A 14,952-nucleotide genomic window follows, 5' to 3' on the forward strand; every position below is an offset into this window, starting at 1 on the left:
AATCTGTATGGTACCCATGAGGGATACAGCATGACGCGTTACCAACATCTGGCCAATCTGCTGGCCGAACGCATTGAGCAAGGGCTGTATCGCCATGGCGAAAAACTGCCCTCGGTACGCAGCCTGAGCCAGGAGCATGGGGTCAGTATCAGCACCGTCCAGCAGGCGTATCAGACGCTGGAACAGCGCCAGCTGATCACGCCCCAGCCACGTTCCGGTTATTTTGTCGCGCCACAAAAAGCGCAGCCACCCTTGCCACCGATGTCGCGTCCGGTACAGCGTCCGGTCGAAATAACCCAGTGGGATCAGGTGCTGGATATGCTGGCAGGTCATGCGGACAAATCGATAATCCCGTTTAGCAGCGGCGTGCCCGATATTAATCAACCCAGCCTGAAGCCGCTGTGGCGCGAGCTCAGCCGCGTGGCACAACATAATCTGCGCGCGATTCTGGGCTACGATGAAATCTCCGGATGCCGTGAACTGCGTCAGCAGATTGCGCGGCTGATGCTGGACGGCGGTTCGGTGGTTAATGCAGATGATATTGTGATCACCAGCGGCAGTCAGAGCGGAATGTCGCTGGCGCTGCTGACGGTCTGCCAGCCCGGAGATATTGTCGCCGTTGAATCACCGGCCTACTACGGCACGATGCAGCTACTGCGCGGCTTAGGGATCAAGGTGATTGAGATCCCTACCGATCCGGATACCGGGATCAGCATTGAAGCGCTGGAGCTGGCGCTGGATCAGTGGCCGATCAAAGGTGTGCTGCTGGTTCCCAACTGCAACAACCCGCTCGGATTCATTATGCCGGATGCGCGTAAACGGGCGGTGCTCGCCCTCGCCCAGCGTCACGACATCGTCATTTTTGAAGACGATGTGTATGGCGAGCTGGCCACAGAGTACCCGCGCCCGCGCACGATCCACTCCTGGGACAGCGACGGCCGCGTAATACTCTGCAGTTCGTTTACCAAATCCGTCGCCCCCGGTCTGCGCGTGGGTTGGGTGGTGCCCGGTCGTTATTACAACAAACTGCTGCACATGAAGTACGCCGTCATTGGAACTAACGTTCCCGCTACGCAACTGGCAGCGGCTTCCTTTGTGCGCGAAGGTCATTATCATCGACATATTCGTCGTATGCGCCAGATTTATCAGCGCAATATGGAGATCTACACCTGCTGGGTACGGGAATACTTCCCCTGCGGGATCTGCGTCACCCGACCGAAAGGCGGCTTTATGCTGTGGGTCGAGCTGCCGCTCCAGGTTGATATGGTCTGTGTCGCTAAGCAGCTCTGTCGCCTCAAAATCCAGGTTGCACCGGGTTCTCTGTTCTCCGCATCGGGGAAGTATCGCAACTGTGTGCGCATCAACTGCGCATTGCCGCCAAACGATAAGCATCGGGAAGTAATGCAGAAGCTCGGAGAGGCGGTAAAAACGGCAATAGAGTAGATCGAGCTGCCCGGCGCTTCCGGGCAGGCAATTAGGCAGTTTAAGCTATATCTAATGGCTTAAACCCTGAATATCTTCAGCGGAAAGTCGGGTGATTTTTTGTACCGTGCTGATATCGATGCCATCTGCCAGCATGGTGCGGGCAATACGCAGTGCCTCATCATGTCGCCCCTTTATCAATCCTTCCTGTTTGCCTTCTTGTTTACCTTCCAGCTTGCCTTCAAGCCATCCTTTTTGAAATCCTGCCTCATGTAATCTGTCCGCGATTGTCATCAAATGCTCCTTGTGCTGCGGTGAACGTTCGGCAACCCCGCGAATAAACTCACTGAATCGAGGTGCATCGCCAGTTCGTAAAATATAATTAAACAGCGTCTTTATCTGAGTGTCATTAGTCAGTCCGGTAAGTAGCAGGGAAACAATTTGCTCGACCAACCCCATAAGATCGCGTTGACGGATATGTTTTTGGATTAACTCCAGCAGCGCCATACGTCGATGCTGCACAATTTCGTCATCCGGAATAACCGTAATATCCACCAATAGAAACGCCGCAGCATACAGCTGACGAGCCAGCTTCGGGTTGGCAAACTCATCCAGCCAGCACAGCGAATAAGGGTACGGGCTTTTAGCGCCGTGATAAAACAGCATCGGCACTACCAGCGGCAACTGCTGATGCCCAGCATCTAAATGTTTCTGCATGGCCGCTACCGCATAGCGCATCAGTCTGAATGCCATATGCGCATCCGGTGTGCTTTGGTGTTCAATCACCACATAAATATATCCATCCCCATCCGTCGTTTTCACCGACCACAGCACATCGGAATAGTACGCACGTAAATTCTCTTCGATAAAACTGTCTGACTCTAGTTTAAGCGTCTGAAGATCGCAAAGCTCGCGCAGCGAAGCGGGAAGATGTATTTGTAGGAAATCCCGAGCGGTCTCAGGATGGCGCAAAAACGTTTTAAAAACCGCATCATGTGGTGTTGAAGTTGAAGCTTTGCTCATGGCGATCCTTCACCTGAAAATAAGATGCCATGACTGTAGCGCCGGAAAACCACATCCTCACCTGCAACTTTCTCTCTTTGCGAGGCGATTTCCGGGATAACAACGTCCTTATGTAACGTCTGCATTTGTCTGGAACACGTCACGCAGAATCGCCATCTCAATGCGCATTCCCACTTTTTCACCACCCGGCCTGTGCTATAACAAATCATCACTTTCAGGGAGGACACGATGTGACGCATACCCGGGATATTCCACAATCGTTCTGGCGTGATGAGCAGTTGCCGTGGCTGGAACTGCGCAGCACCTGGCAAAGCCAGCAGGCCTACAAGCGGCATCACCACTCTCAGCTCTCGATTGGGGCAATTCTCGAGGGGGAAACGTGCTGTCTGTGCGATGGCGAGGAATACCATCTGCAGGTGGGCGATCTGATTGTGATACCGCCGCTGGCACCTCACAGCTGTAATCCTGTAAACGGACAGTTTCGCAGCTATCATATGCTTTATCTTGATACCCAGTGGTGTCTTGCTAATCTGCCTGCACAGAACACCAATCAGCGGCTTTGCACGCCTGCTCCCGTTATCCGCGATGCGCAATTATTCCAGCGTTATATGCACCTTGTGACGCTCATGCCGCAACGCCAAACCGCGCAAATAACGGATGCCGCGCAAGCATTGCTGCACACGCTGCCGTTGCAGTTGGTCACACCAGAAAACCTAAGCGCCACCAGCCAGTATCTGCGCGAACGGTTGCAGTCCAGCCTGCTCACGCCGCCCTCACTCAATGAGCTGGCACATGAGTGTCATATGCGTAAAGAGACGCTGATCCGTACCTTTAAGCAGGACACCGGGCTGACGCCAGGAAGTTATCTGAACATCATACGGATTGACTATGCTCGCCAGCGGCTGCGGGCCGGAGACGAAATTGCCGATGTCGGCTACCAGAGCGGGTTTGCCGACCAGAGCCATTTCCATCGCACCTTTGTTCGCTACACCGCCGCCACACCGCGCCAGTACGCGTTGGGACGATCAATATCAGACAATAATTAGCGCTGCGTCAGGCGTACGGTGATCTCAGATTCATTCTCTGAGGTCGCTATGTCGCTGCTTTCTGTACTTTTTCCTTCTGCTTTTCCCGCGCTGGCGCTGGCGCATTTCGTCGCATTGCTTAGCCCCGGGCCGGACTTCTTTTTACTGGTCGGTTACGCCGCACGATACCGGATGCGCGGCAGCGCCGGGTTGTGCGTGGGGATCGCTTTCGGCAACGGGCTGTATATCCTGCTGGCAATTATCGGTTGGGGGATCCTGCGCCAGCTTCCCCTGTTGTTTACGGTTATTGAGCTGCTGGGCGCGCTCTATTTATTGTGGATTGGCAGCCTGCTGGTACGCAGCCGCCCGCAAACGCTGACCGGAACAGACGCCCAGTCTACCTGTCCAGGATTTGGCAAACAGCTACTGCTGGGATTGGGTTCGTCACTGCTCAACCCAAAAAATGCGCTGTTCTATCTGGCGCTAATGACCGCCCTGCTCGGCCCGTCGGTGACGCTGCTGCAACAAACCATGAGCGGGATCTGGATGACCAGCGTAGTGCTGTGCTGGGATCTGCTGATCGTGATGTTCATCGGTTTACCGCAGATCCAGAGACGGTTATCCAGAGGGATATTATGGGTAGAACGTATCGCTGGCGGTGTATTGATTATCTTCGGTTGTGCTATCGCTCTGCGGTTTTTGCAGAGCATCGTAGTCTGATTTGCAGGGCGATTTTCTGCATATAAACCGGATAAACTCGTTTAATTAATATCCAATCCGCATTAAACTGCGGATGGTTATTACCCGTTCAACTTACTCTTCCTGAGGTGCGATGTGCTGATTGTTACCTGTAATCGTTACGTTTTCTGACCCCGCGTCAGTGAGCGTATCTTCTGTTTGCGCTTCGCGCAGACAGCGTTTTTGATTACATGAAATTCAGTACATTTGCAGTCTGCTTTTTTCTGTCATCGGTCTGACGTCTCAAAGACGGTATTGAATTTCGCTATTCCCGTTGAGGGTTTTCTCCCGACAAGGAGCTGTTTTATGCAACGGATTCTCGCGTTTTTCTCCCAACGCGCCACAACGCTATTTTTTCCTGTCGCGTTGATTTTATATGACTTCGCCGCCTATCTGTCGACGGACCTGATCCAGCCTGGCATCATCAATGTGGTACGTGATTTCAACGCCGATGTTAGCCTGGCACCCGCTGCGGTGAGCCTCTATCTGGCGGGAGGCATGGCGCTGCAATGGCTGCTGGGGCCGCTTTCCGACCGAATTGGCCGTCGACCCGTGCTGATTGCGGGGGCGTTAATCTTTACCCTCGCCTGTGCTGCCACGCTGTTCACTACCTCAATGACGCAGTTTCTGGTAGCCCGATTTGTGCAGGGCACCAGCATCTGCTTTATCGCGACCGTTGGCTATGTCACGGTGCAGGAGGCGTTTGGGCAAACGAAGGCCATTAAGTTAATGGCGATAATCACTTCCATTGTGTTGGTTGCACCGGTTATCGGCCCGCTCTCCGGAGCGGCGCTAATGCACTTTGTACACTGGAAGATCCTGTTTGCCATCATTGCCGTCATGGGGTTTATCGCCCTGATTGGGTTAATGTTAGCCATGCCGGAAACCGTCCAGCGCGGCGCGGTGCCGTTCAGTGCCCGCGGCGTAGTGCGTGATTTCCGCGACGTTTTCCGCAACCGGGTGTTCCTGTTTGGCGCAGCCACGCTGTCGTTAAGCTATATTCCGATGATGAGCTGGGTGGCGGTCTCACCGGTTATTCTGATCGATGCTGGCGGCATGACCACATCGGAGTTTGCCTGGGCACAGGCCCCGGTGTTCGGCGCAGTGATCGTCGCCAATATGGTGGTGGTTCGTTTCGTGAAAGATCCGACCCGACCGCGCTTCATCTGGCGGGCCGCACCTATACAGCTGAGCGGGCTGGCAGTGCTGATTGTCGGCAATTTACTGTGGCCGCACGTCTGGCTGTGGTCGGTGCTGGGGACCAGCCTGTATGCGTTTGGTATTGGGATGATCTTCCCGACGCTGTTCCGCTTTACGCTGTTTTCCAACAACTTACCGAAGGGTACGGTTTCGGCGTCGCTGAATATGGTGATCCTGACGGTGATGGCGGTTTCTGTCGAAATTGGACGCTGGCTATGGTTTAACGGCGGCAGGATTTCGTTTCATCTGTTGGCGGTTGCGGCAGGGATAGCTGTCGTGTTCACGCTGGCAGGCTTACTCAAACGGGTACGCCAGCATGAGGCAACGACGTTAGCCACTGAAAACTAACCTGCCCGCTTATCCGGCCTACGACAACTATGTAGGCCGGATAAGGCGCTTGCGCCGCTTCCGGCTACGGTCACCTCACCTTACGCAATGCGTGCAAATCCCGCGTCCAGATCGGCAATCAGGTCGTCGATATCCTCAAGGCCGATATGCACCCTGACCAGCGTGCCGCTGAAATTTACCTCTCCGGCCGGGCGAATGCTGTTCAGCTCTTCCGGCTGGTTCGCCAGAATGAGCGACTCAAATCCGCCCCACGAATAGGCCATATGGAACAGCGAGAAGTTATCGAGGAAATTCGCCATCTGTTCGTCGGTCAGTCTCTTTTTCAGCACAAACGAGAACAGGCCTGAGCTTCCGATAAAATCACGCTGAAAATACTCATGGCCCGGACATTCCGGTAATGCCGGATGATTCACCCGTGCCACTTCCGGCCTTGCCGACAGCCAGCGGGCAATATGGATGCTGCTCTCCTGATGCTGCTTAAGGCGTACCGCCAGGGTGCGCAATCCGCGGCTGCCGTTGTAGGCCGTATCGGCATCCAGCGTTTGCCCCATCAGATAGGAGTTTTCGCGTAAACGATCCCAACAACGGGCGTTCGACACCGCCGTGCCCAGCATGGCGTCCGAATGGCCGATGGTGTACTTCGTTCCCGCCTGAATGGAAATATCCACGCCATAATCCAGCGCTTTGAACAGCACGCCTGCCGCCCAGGTGTTGTCGATCATAATGACAATCTCCGGATTCACCGCGCGGATAGCCTTCACCATCCCCGGCACGTCCTGGACTTCCATGGTGATAGAACTTGGTGACTCAAGGAATACAACCTTTGTTTCCGGACGCAGAAGATCGACGATACCTGCACCAATCAGCGGATCGTAATACGTTGTTTCCACGTTGAATTTACTCAGGATCTTATTGCAAAAATCCTGGGTTGGTTCATAGGCCGCACCCGTCATCAGAATATGATCGCCACCCTGAACAAACGCCAGAATCGCATTGGTCACCGCCGCAGCACCACATGGGTACAGCGCGCAGCCAACGCCGCCCTCCAGTTCGCTCATTGCCTTCTGGAAGGCAAAGTGGGTATAGGTTCCGCGACGACCATAAAACAGCTCGCCGTTCGCGCGATTGGCGGTGGCAAATTTCTTGTCCTTCACGGTATCAAATACCAGTGAAGAGGCGCGTTGGATAACCGGATTCACCGCTCCCTGGGTATAGCGTTTGTCGCGACCAGCAACAACCAGGTGCGTTTCAAGCTTCATTGCGTCTTTCATAACATCTCCTGTTCTTAATCCGTGTGAAACCTATACCACCGCAGCAGTAGAGTTTATTTCAGTGTTGGTCTGCTTTTTTCCAGCGAACCGTTCAACAATCTGCGCCGCATTCAAATCATGGATAACGTTAATCAGTGTGGCCGGCGCATCGGTAATGGTGCCCAGCACCACCAGCATCGGGATTGCTTCCATCGGCAGGCCGAGCGTTGTGACGATAAAGATTTCACCCAGGAACGCCCCGCCCGGCACGCCACCAACGATAATGGCGGAGAGCACCGCAATCAGCATCGTCAGGAAGAAGGTTTCGGTGGTGAATTCCATGCCCAATACGGAATAGATAAAGACAATTTTTAGCGCGGCAATCATCGCCACGCCGCCCTTGTTGAGGTTAACCAGCAGCGGAATGGAGACATCAACGATTTCCGGGTTAATCCCCATCGCCTTACCGGCACGCAGCGTCACCGGGAGCGTCCCCAGTGAAGAGCAGGTACCCAGCGCGGTCGCAGACGGTTCAATCGCGTTACGCCAGAAGGCTTTGACCGCCGGAATACCGCCGCCAATATACGAATAGAGAATCGAGCCAAAGACAAAGTAGACCAGTGTGGCAACCATAAACAGGCCGATGGCGCGGGCAAAGGTTAACAGTAGTGCAGAGTCCTGACTGGCCATGGTGGCGGCGAAGTAGCAGCCCAGACCAATCGGCGCGACCTTCATAATGATCGAAACGATCTTCATGATCACGGTATTGGCGTCTTCCAGCAGCGACGCAATGCGTTTACCGGCCTGATCCGACTGGCCAATTGCGACACCGGCGATGATCGCCATTACGATCAGCGCCAGAATATTGGACTTAGAAAACAGTCCGATAAAGTCGCTGGTGGTGATCATACTGACAAAATCCATCTTACCGCTGCCCGCCTGCACCGACTGCGAGAGATCGATAGTGACGCCCTGCGCCGGGTTATACCAGAGCGCCAGCGCGACGATCCCGGCGGCTGGAATAAAGGCCATGGCGATCGAAACAATAAAGATAATCGCCATAATGCGTCCCAGCCTTTTCAGGTCGGTCATACTGGCGATCGAAGACATAACGCTGATACCCACCAGCGGCACAATAATCATAAATAGCAGGTTTAAGAATATCTGACCTATTGGCTGGAGTTTACTTGCAAACGATGGGGCATAAATACCTAATAAGCCGCCAATCACCAGAGCAACTAATAAAATAATCGACGATTTGTAGGGTTCGAGTCGTGACCACATAATCGGTACCTTTAGAATAATAATTAATGAGATTAAATTCACAATGTGATGAGTTTCCGTTTCGCCTCCTTTTATTTTGTGACGTAACTCACCTAAGTTGTTATTTTTTCATTTTGCCAGCAAGTTGTTTCCTGTGATTCAATAGTTGCATGTTTAAAACGCGAATGTAACGGCCTATTCGTACCGTTTTTGCAAATCACTTGTGAATTAAAGGAAACTATGAGTACGCCGATTTCACTCAAGCATCTGGAGTTTTTTACTAAAATCGTCGACTGCGGAGGATTGTCAGAAGCCGCGGCGCAGCTCAACGTATCGCCGTCTGCGGTCAGCAAAAGTCTGGCTGCGATGGAAGACACGCTGGGCACGACATTAATTAAACGCACCACCCGCAGTATTACCCTGACCGACGCAGGGCAATATCTCTTCAACCGCGCTAATAAGCTTTTGAAAGAATTCGATGAAACGCTGAATACCACTTCCGGTTATTACCACAGCCCGCAGGGTGAATTACGCATAACCTGCTCAATTGCGTTTGGTTATTCCCGGCTGGTGAACCTGGTGGATAAATATCGCTCCCAGTTCCCGGATGTAAATCTGTATATCGATCTCAACGATAACTTTGTGAATCTGAACGAAACAGATTTCGACATCGCCCTGCGCATCTCCACCGCACCGCCGCAAAACTATGCGATGCGCAAGCTGGTGCCTGTTCGCTGGGCGTACTGTGCCTCACCCGGCTACCTCGCCAAAAAAGGCATGCCCCAGCGTCGAAGCGATCTGGTGGATCATGATTGTCTGGTTTATCCCGGCCTCACACCGGTACTCAAGGTGGCGGATGAACAGGATCGTCTGCATCAGTTGAAACTGCATATGCCGATCCAGGCCAACAGCAGTCTGGTATTGCTAAAGTCAGTGTTAGAAGATCAGGGAGTGGCGTATTTGCCCACCTATCTGATTGGCGATCATATTCAAAAAGAAGAGATAACGCCGCTGATGCTCGACGGCACTATCACCTGTGAAACTCACGCCCTGTATGCGCTGTACTTTCCCAGCAAGTACAGCAATCCTAAGGTGCGATCGTTTATCGATTTTCTGGTGGCGGAACTCGGCCCCTTGCCCGCCTGGGACAACTGGATCCCGGAGTAAGCCCAGCCCACCTGAAAATGGGAGGCGCTCCACATTTTTTGCGCGATCCCCCCGTCTGGCTCTATCCTTAAGCCTATGAATAAAATTGCTGAACTCAAACGCGCCAAGCGACTGGCGCTCTCATTGCTGCTGATTGCCGCTGCCACCTTCGTCATCACGCTGTTTCTGCCGCCTAATTTCTGGGTACTGGGGATCAAAGCGATCGCCGAAGCGGCGATGGTGGGCGCGCTGGCGGACTGGTTTGCCGTGGTGGCGCTTTTTCGCCGGGTGCCGATCCCGTTTATCTCTCAGCACACGGCGATTATCCCGCGCAATAAGGATCGGATCGGCGAAAATCTCGGGCAATTTGTGCAGGAAAAATTTCTCGATACCCAGTCGCTGGTCGCGCTGATCCGCCGCCATGAACCGGCGCTGTTGATCGGCAACTGGTTCAGCCAGCCGGAAAACGCCCAGCGTATTGGCCAGCATCTGCTGCAGATCATGAGCGGTTTTCTCGAACTGACCGACGACTCGCGCATTCAGCGGCTGATCAAGCGGGCGGTGCACAAGGCCATCGACAAGGTCGATCTCTCCGGTACCAGCGCGCTAATGCTGGAAAGCATGACCAAAAACAATCGCCATCAGGTGCTGCTCGACACGCTGATCGCCCAACTGATCGCCCTGCTCCAGCGCGACAGCTCGCGAGCGTTTATCGCCAGACAGGTCGTGCACTGGCTGGAAACCGAACATCCGCTGAAAGCGAAGATCCTGCCAACCGAATGGCTGGGCGAGCACAGCGCCGAGCTGGTGTCTGATGCCGTTAACTCCTTGCTGGATGACATCAGCCACGATCGCGCACATCAGATCCGCCATGCCTTCGATCGCGCCACGTTTAAGCTCATCGATAAGCTCAAACACGATCCGGAGATGGCCGTGCGGGCCGAAAGCCTGAAAAGCTATCTGAAAGAAGATGAAGCCTTCAACCGTTATCTTGGCGAGCTGTGGGCAGACCTGCGTCAGTGGGTGAAAACCGACATTAACGCCGATGATTCCCGCGTGAAGCAGCGCATCGCCAGCGCCGGGCAGTGGTTCGGCGAAACGTTGGTAGCCGACAGCGCCCTGCGCGCCTCACTGAATGGGCATCTTGAGCAGGCCGCACATAAAGTAGCGCCAGAGTTCGCCACTTTCCTGACACGCCATATTAGCGACACGGTGAAAAGCTGGGATGCACGCGATATGTCGCAGCAAATCGAGCTGAACATCGGTAAAGATTTGCAGTTTATCCGCGTCAACGGCACGCTGGTTGGCGGTTCTATTGGGCTGGTGTTATATCTGTTGTCGCAAATTCCTTCCCTGCTGACGCTGGCGAATTTTTAAGGAGAAAAATTCAATGACGATGAACATCCGCATTTTTTCCCTGCGCGAAACACCGGAAAAACTGCACGAGGTCACCGCTTACTTTCAGCAACAATGGGCCTCAGAAGACTCCATGAGAGTTTACGAGGATGCACTGCATCGTTGTATTGGCGCAAAGAACCCGCTACCGCAGTGGTACTGGATGCAGGACGGCGACAGCATTGTTGGCTGCGCCGGATTGATCACCAATGATTTTATCAGTCGCGGCGAACTGTGGCCGTGGCTATGCGCACTCTATATCGATCCTCGCTATCGTGGTCACGGTCTGGCATTTCGCCTGATTGAACATATTGCGCAGCAGGCTAAACAGCTAGGCTTTATGCAGCTCCATTTGTGTACTGACCTGGAAGGCTTATACGAGAAAGCGGGATTTTACTTTGACGGGCCGGGCTATCATCCGTGGGGGGAAGTCTCACGGGTCTACAGTCGTAATCTGTAAGCGCACAATTGTTGTACATCAATAAAGCCAGATAAATTGCATGGTTATAATGCGACGTCTTTTTACTGTCTCCCGTGTTACGGGGAAGGAAAATCATGTCGCTAATCACCGATTTACCCGCCATTTTTAATCAATTCTCCGACGCCCGTCAGAAAGGTTTTCTCACCGTAATGGATCTTAAAGAGCAGGGTATCCCGCTCGTTGGGACCTATTGCACCTTTATGCCGCAGGAGATAGCGATGGCGGCAGGCGCGGTCGTCGTTTCGCTATGCTCAACCTCTGATGAAACGATTGAAGAGGCCGAAAAAGATCTGCCACGAAACCTGTGTCCACTGATCAAAAGCAGCTACGGGTTTGGTAAAACGGATAAATGTCCCTACTTCTACTTCTCTGACCTGGTGGTGGGCGAAACGACCTGCGATGGTAAAAAGAAGATGTACGAGTACATGGCTGAATTTAAAGCGGTACATGTGATGCAACTGCCCAACAGCGCCAGTGATGCGGCTTCGCGGGCGCTGTGGAAAGCCGAGATCCTGCGTCTGCAGCAGGCAATCGAAGCCCGTTTTGGCACCCCGATTACCGAAGCCGCGCTACGTGAAGCCATCATTCTAAAAAATCAGGAACGTCGCGCACTGGCGAATTTTTACCGCGTTGGCCAACTCAATCCACCCGCACTCAGCGGCAGTGACATTCTGAAAGTTGTTTACGGCGCAACCTTCCGCTTTGATAAAGCAGCACTGATCGACGAGCTTAATAGCATGGCCGAGCGGGTACATCAGGAATGGCAGGCCGGGAAACGTCTGGCGTCGCGTCCACGCATACTGATAACCGGCTGCCCCATCGGCGGCGCGGCAGAAAAAGTGGTTCGTGCCATTGAAGAAAACGGCGGTTGGGTGGTGGGCTATGAAAACTGCACCGGGGCGAAAGCCACTGAACAGTGCGTGGAGGAAACTGGCGACGTCTACGACGCGCTGACCGATAAATACCTCGCCATCGGCTGCTCATGTATTTCCCCTAACGATCAACGTCTGAAAATGCTCAGCCAAATGGTTGAAGAGTACCAGGCTGACGGCGTCGTCGATGTCATTTTACAGGCTTGCCACACTTACGCCGTTGAATCACTCGCCATCAAACGCCACGTCCGCCAACAGCACAACATTCCCTACATCGCCACTGAAACTGACTACTCCAGCGCGGATATCGGCCAGCTTAGCACTCGTGTCGCCGCGTTCATTGAAATGTTGTGAGGAACAGGGATGACATACTCAATAGGGATAGATTCCGGCTCCACAGCGACTAAAGGTATTTTGCTGGAAAGTAACGTCATCAGACGTCGCTTTCTCTGCCCAACACCTTTTCGCCCTGCCGAAGCAATCGCGCAGGCATGGGAAACGCTGCAGGCGGGGCTGGACGTTAGACCATTTTTAACCCTCACTGGCTACGGACGGCAGCTCGTGGATTATGCTGACAAACAGGTCACTGAAATTTCCTGCCACGGACTGGGGGCACGCTTGCTGGCTCCCGGTACCCGCACAGTGATTGATATCGGCGGTCAGGACAGTAAAGTCATCCAGCTAGATGATGATGGTAACCTCAGCGATTTCTTGATGAACGACAAATGTGCGGCTGGGACCGGACGTTTTCTGGAAGTCATCTCACGCACGCTCGGCGCCAGCGTAGAGCAGCTAGATGCGATTACCACTGGCGTCGAACCACATGCCATCACCAGCATGTGCACGGTTTTTGCCGAGTCAGAGGTTATCAGCCTGCGCTCTGCGGGTGTCGCGCCGGAGACCATTTTAGCGGGTGTGATCAACGCGATGGCCCGACGCAGCGCGAATTTCATCGGACGGCTTTCAGGGCAGGCTCCACTGTTATTTACCGGGGGAGTAAGCCACTGTCACGCCTTTGCTCGTATGCTTGAAGGCCACATTGGCATTCCCGTACACACGCATCCCGACGCGCAGTTTGCTGGGGCGATTGGAGCCGCGTTAATTGGTCAGCGTCAGGGGAAACGTGAGTGAAGGAAACACTGTTCTTGTTTCATACTACCCTCGGCGTCATCAAAACGCGTAAAGCGCTACAGGCTGCGGGTATGTGCTTTCGGGTGGCAGATATTCCCCGCGAGCTACGCGGTGGCTGCGGGCTGTGCATTTACATCGACTGTGTTGCTGGCAAGGAGGATGAGTGGATAATTGCGGGTCATACCGAATCTATCTACCGTCTTGAAAACGGAGACTGGCGCTGCCTTGCCACTTTTCCTCCTTCCTGAACGTGCCAGGGGACTTATTTTTATTTTACTTTTCATTATCATTTACACATGTAATATAACAATTATCAGCTAACAGCGCGAAATGAGAGTCCGTATGTCCCAGGGAAGTCCAGATTCAAATCGTCATGCCATCAGCGTCGCGCTTTTTGGCATGCTGGTCTTAACACTGGGTATGGGAATTGGGCGCTTTCTGTATACGCCAATGCTGCCGGTGCTGCTGTCGGAAGGTCAATTTACATTTGACCAACTCTCCTGGATTGCCAGCGCCAACTACGCCGGGTATCTGGCAGGAAGCCTGCTCTTCTCCTTCGGGCTCTTCCATCTTCCCTCTCGCTTACGCCCGATGTTGCTAACGTCCGCGCTCGCTACCGCAGGGCTGATTCTGGCGATGGCAAGCTTAACGCAGCCCGCGCTGGTGATGCTGATCCGCTTTCTGGCGGGCGTCGCCAGTGCCGGTATGATGATCTTTGGCTCAATGATCGTTCTGCATCATACCCGGCATCCCTTCGTGATCGCGGCGTTGTTCTCCGGCGTTGGTGCAGGTATTTTGCTGGGCAATGAATATGTCATTAGCGGTCTGCATTTTGCGCTTTCATCGCACACGCTCTGGCTGGGCGCAGCGGCAGCCTCGGCTCTGTTCTTCGTGCTACTGGTTATACTCCTGCCATCTCGCGATCACGTGCTCCCCGCTGCGGCCCCGGTAAAAACAGAGCATCAGCCTATGTCCTGGTGGCTGCTGGCTCTACTGTACGGGCTGGCCGGATTTGGCTACATCATTGTCGCCACCTACCTGCCGCTAATGGCGAAAAGTGCCGGTTCGCCGCTGTTGACTGCCCATCTCTGGTCGCTGGTCGGCATATCGATAATTCCGGGGTGTTTCGCCTGGCTGTGGGCCGCCCGACGCTGGGGAGTATTGCAATGCCTGACGGCGAATTTGCTGATTCAAAGCGCCTGCGTGGTCATGACGCTCGCCAGCGGCTCCTTGCCGCTGCTGGTGATAAGCAGCATGGGGTTTGGCGCAACGTTTATGGGAACTACTTCACTGGTGATGCCGCTTGCCCGTCAACTAAGCGTGCCGCGCAATATTAATCTGCTGGGCCTGGTCACTCTGACTTACGGCATTGGACAAATACTTGGTCCGCTATTAACCAGCCTGCTGGGAAGCGGCGCACAGGCAATCGTTAACGCCACGGTGTGCGGCGCGGTCGCGTTGTTTATTGCGGCGCTTATCAGCCTCACGCAATTATACAAACAGCGTTTCGCCTCGCCCAAAAGGGTATAACCGGCTAACGTCTAAAGAAGATATATTCGGATTAGTCCGCAATTAAATGTCAGCATTTAATAAACCGCAAATAATCGGCAATTACCCGCCAGACAATTTATAATTCCCAGCTGTTCATTTATAAACTC

Annotated in this window: 14 protein-coding genes; 11 read left to right on the forward strand and 3 right to left on the reverse strand. The window is 53.7% G+C overall.

What is annotated here, in order from left to right:
- Window positions 1-30: 30 nt before the first annotated feature.
- Window positions 31-1,443, forward strand: a complete 1,413-nt coding sequence (locus tag OGX90_RS15990; protein WP_204191945.1) for an aminotransferase-like domain-containing protein — start codon at window positions 31-33, stop codon at window positions 1,441-1,443.
- Between the two features lie 51 nt (window positions 1,444-1,494).
- On the opposite strand, the gene OGX90_RS15995 is transcribed toward OGX90_RS15990, so the two are convergent.
- On the reverse strand, window positions 1,495-2,445 hold the full coding sequence (locus OGX90_RS15995) for an Rpn family recombination-promoting nuclease/putative transposase (protein ID WP_286624248.1): 951 nt from the start codon (window positions 2,443-2,445) through the stop codon (window positions 1,495-1,497).
- A 230-nt stretch (window positions 2,446-2,675) separates the two neighbouring features.
- Here OGX90_RS15995 and OGX90_RS16000 point away from each other — a divergent pair, with 230 nt between their 5' ends.
- The 3 genes from OGX90_RS16000 (at window position 2,676) to mdtM (ending at window position 5,756) form a co-directional block, all read left to right on the forward strand.
- Window positions 2,676-3,491, forward strand: a complete 816-nt coding sequence (locus tag OGX90_RS16000) for a helix-turn-helix transcriptional regulator (protein WP_234692582.1) — start codon at window positions 2,676-2,678, stop codon at window positions 3,489-3,491.
- Window positions 3,492-3,539: 48 nt separating this feature from the next.
- Window positions 3,540-4,190, forward strand: a complete 651-nt coding sequence (locus OGX90_RS16005; protein WP_032942296.1) for a LysE family translocator — start codon at window positions 3,540-3,542, stop codon at window positions 4,188-4,190.
- A gap of 324 nt (window positions 4,191-4,514) precedes the next feature.
- A complete protein-coding gene (mdtM, locus tag OGX90_RS16010; RefSeq protein ID WP_060682797.1) occupies window positions 4,515-5,756 on the forward strand; it encodes a multidrug efflux MFS transporter MdtM in 1,242 nt (413 codons plus the stop codon).
- Between the two features lie 80 nt (window positions 5,757-5,836).
- Here mdtM and metC read toward each other — a convergent pair whose 3' ends face one another.
- Both metC and OGX90_RS16020 read right to left on the reverse strand, forming a co-directional pair.
- On the reverse strand, window positions 5,837-7,027 hold the full coding sequence (gene metC, locus OGX90_RS16015; protein WP_234692583.1) for a cystathionine beta-lyase: 1,191 nt from the start codon (window positions 7,025-7,027) through the stop codon (window positions 5,837-5,839).
- Window positions 7,028-7,057: 30 nt separating this feature from the next.
- A complete protein-coding gene (locus OGX90_RS16020; protein WP_003830065.1) occupies window positions 7,058-8,290 on the reverse strand; it encodes a dicarboxylate/amino acid:cation symporter in 1,233 nt (410 codons plus the stop codon).
- Window positions 8,291-8,509: 219 nt separating this feature from the next.
- Between OGX90_RS16020 and OGX90_RS16025 the strand changes: the two genes are divergently transcribed.
- The 7 genes from OGX90_RS16025 (at window position 8,510) to OGX90_RS16055 (ending at window position 14,824) form a co-directional block, all read left to right on the forward strand.
- Window positions 8,510-9,436 carry a LysR family transcriptional regulator gene (locus OGX90_RS16025; RefSeq protein WP_003845596.1) on the forward strand — a complete coding sequence of 309 codons (927 nt, stop codon included), beginning with the start codon at window positions 8,510-8,512 and terminating at the stop codon, window positions 9,434-9,436.
- Between the two features lie 75 nt (window positions 9,437-9,511).
- Window positions 9,512-10,792 carry a DUF445 domain-containing protein gene (locus OGX90_RS16030; RefSeq protein WP_003830070.1) on the forward strand — a complete coding sequence of 427 codons (1,281 nt, stop codon included), beginning with the start codon at window positions 9,512-9,514 and terminating at the stop codon, window positions 10,790-10,792.
- Between the two features lie 13 nt (window positions 10,793-10,805).
- Window positions 10,806-11,270, forward strand: a complete 465-nt coding sequence (locus OGX90_RS16035; RefSeq protein ID WP_204191940.1) for a GNAT family N-acetyltransferase — start codon at window positions 10,806-10,808, stop codon at window positions 11,268-11,270.
- 95 nt (window positions 11,271-11,365) lie between these two features.
- Complete coding sequence (locus tag OGX90_RS16040; RefSeq protein ID WP_234692585.1) at window positions 11,366-12,517, forward strand: double-cubane-cluster-containing anaerobic reductase; 1,152 nt, start codon at window positions 11,366-11,368, stop codon at window positions 12,515-12,517.
- Between the two features lie 9 nt (window positions 12,518-12,526).
- Window positions 12,527-13,294, forward strand: a complete 768-nt coding sequence (yjiL, locus tag OGX90_RS16045) for a putative 2-hydroxyacyl-CoA dehydratase activator YjiL (RefSeq protein ID WP_032942289.1) — start codon at window positions 12,527-12,529, stop codon at window positions 13,292-13,294.
- On the forward strand, window positions 13,291-13,542 hold the full coding sequence (locus OGX90_RS16050) for a putative Se/S carrier protein (protein ID WP_057067059.1): 252 nt from the start codon (window positions 13,291-13,293) through the stop codon (window positions 13,540-13,542). The genes yjiL and OGX90_RS16050 overlap by 4 nt, the downstream gene beginning before the upstream one ends.
- A gap of 94 nt (window positions 13,543-13,636) precedes the next feature.
- Window positions 13,637-14,824, forward strand: coding sequence for an MFS transporter (locus OGX90_RS16055; protein ID WP_137377270.1), 1,188 nt, complete (start codon window positions 13,637-13,639; stop codon window positions 14,822-14,824).
- The last annotated feature ends 128 nt before the right edge of the window (window positions 14,825-14,952 follow it).

Origin of the sequence: Citrobacter sp. Cpo012, assembly GCF_030333015.1 — a bacterium.
Taxonomy (GTDB): domain Bacteria; phylum Pseudomonadota; class Gammaproteobacteria; order Enterobacterales; family Enterobacteriaceae; genus Citrobacter; species Citrobacter portucalensis.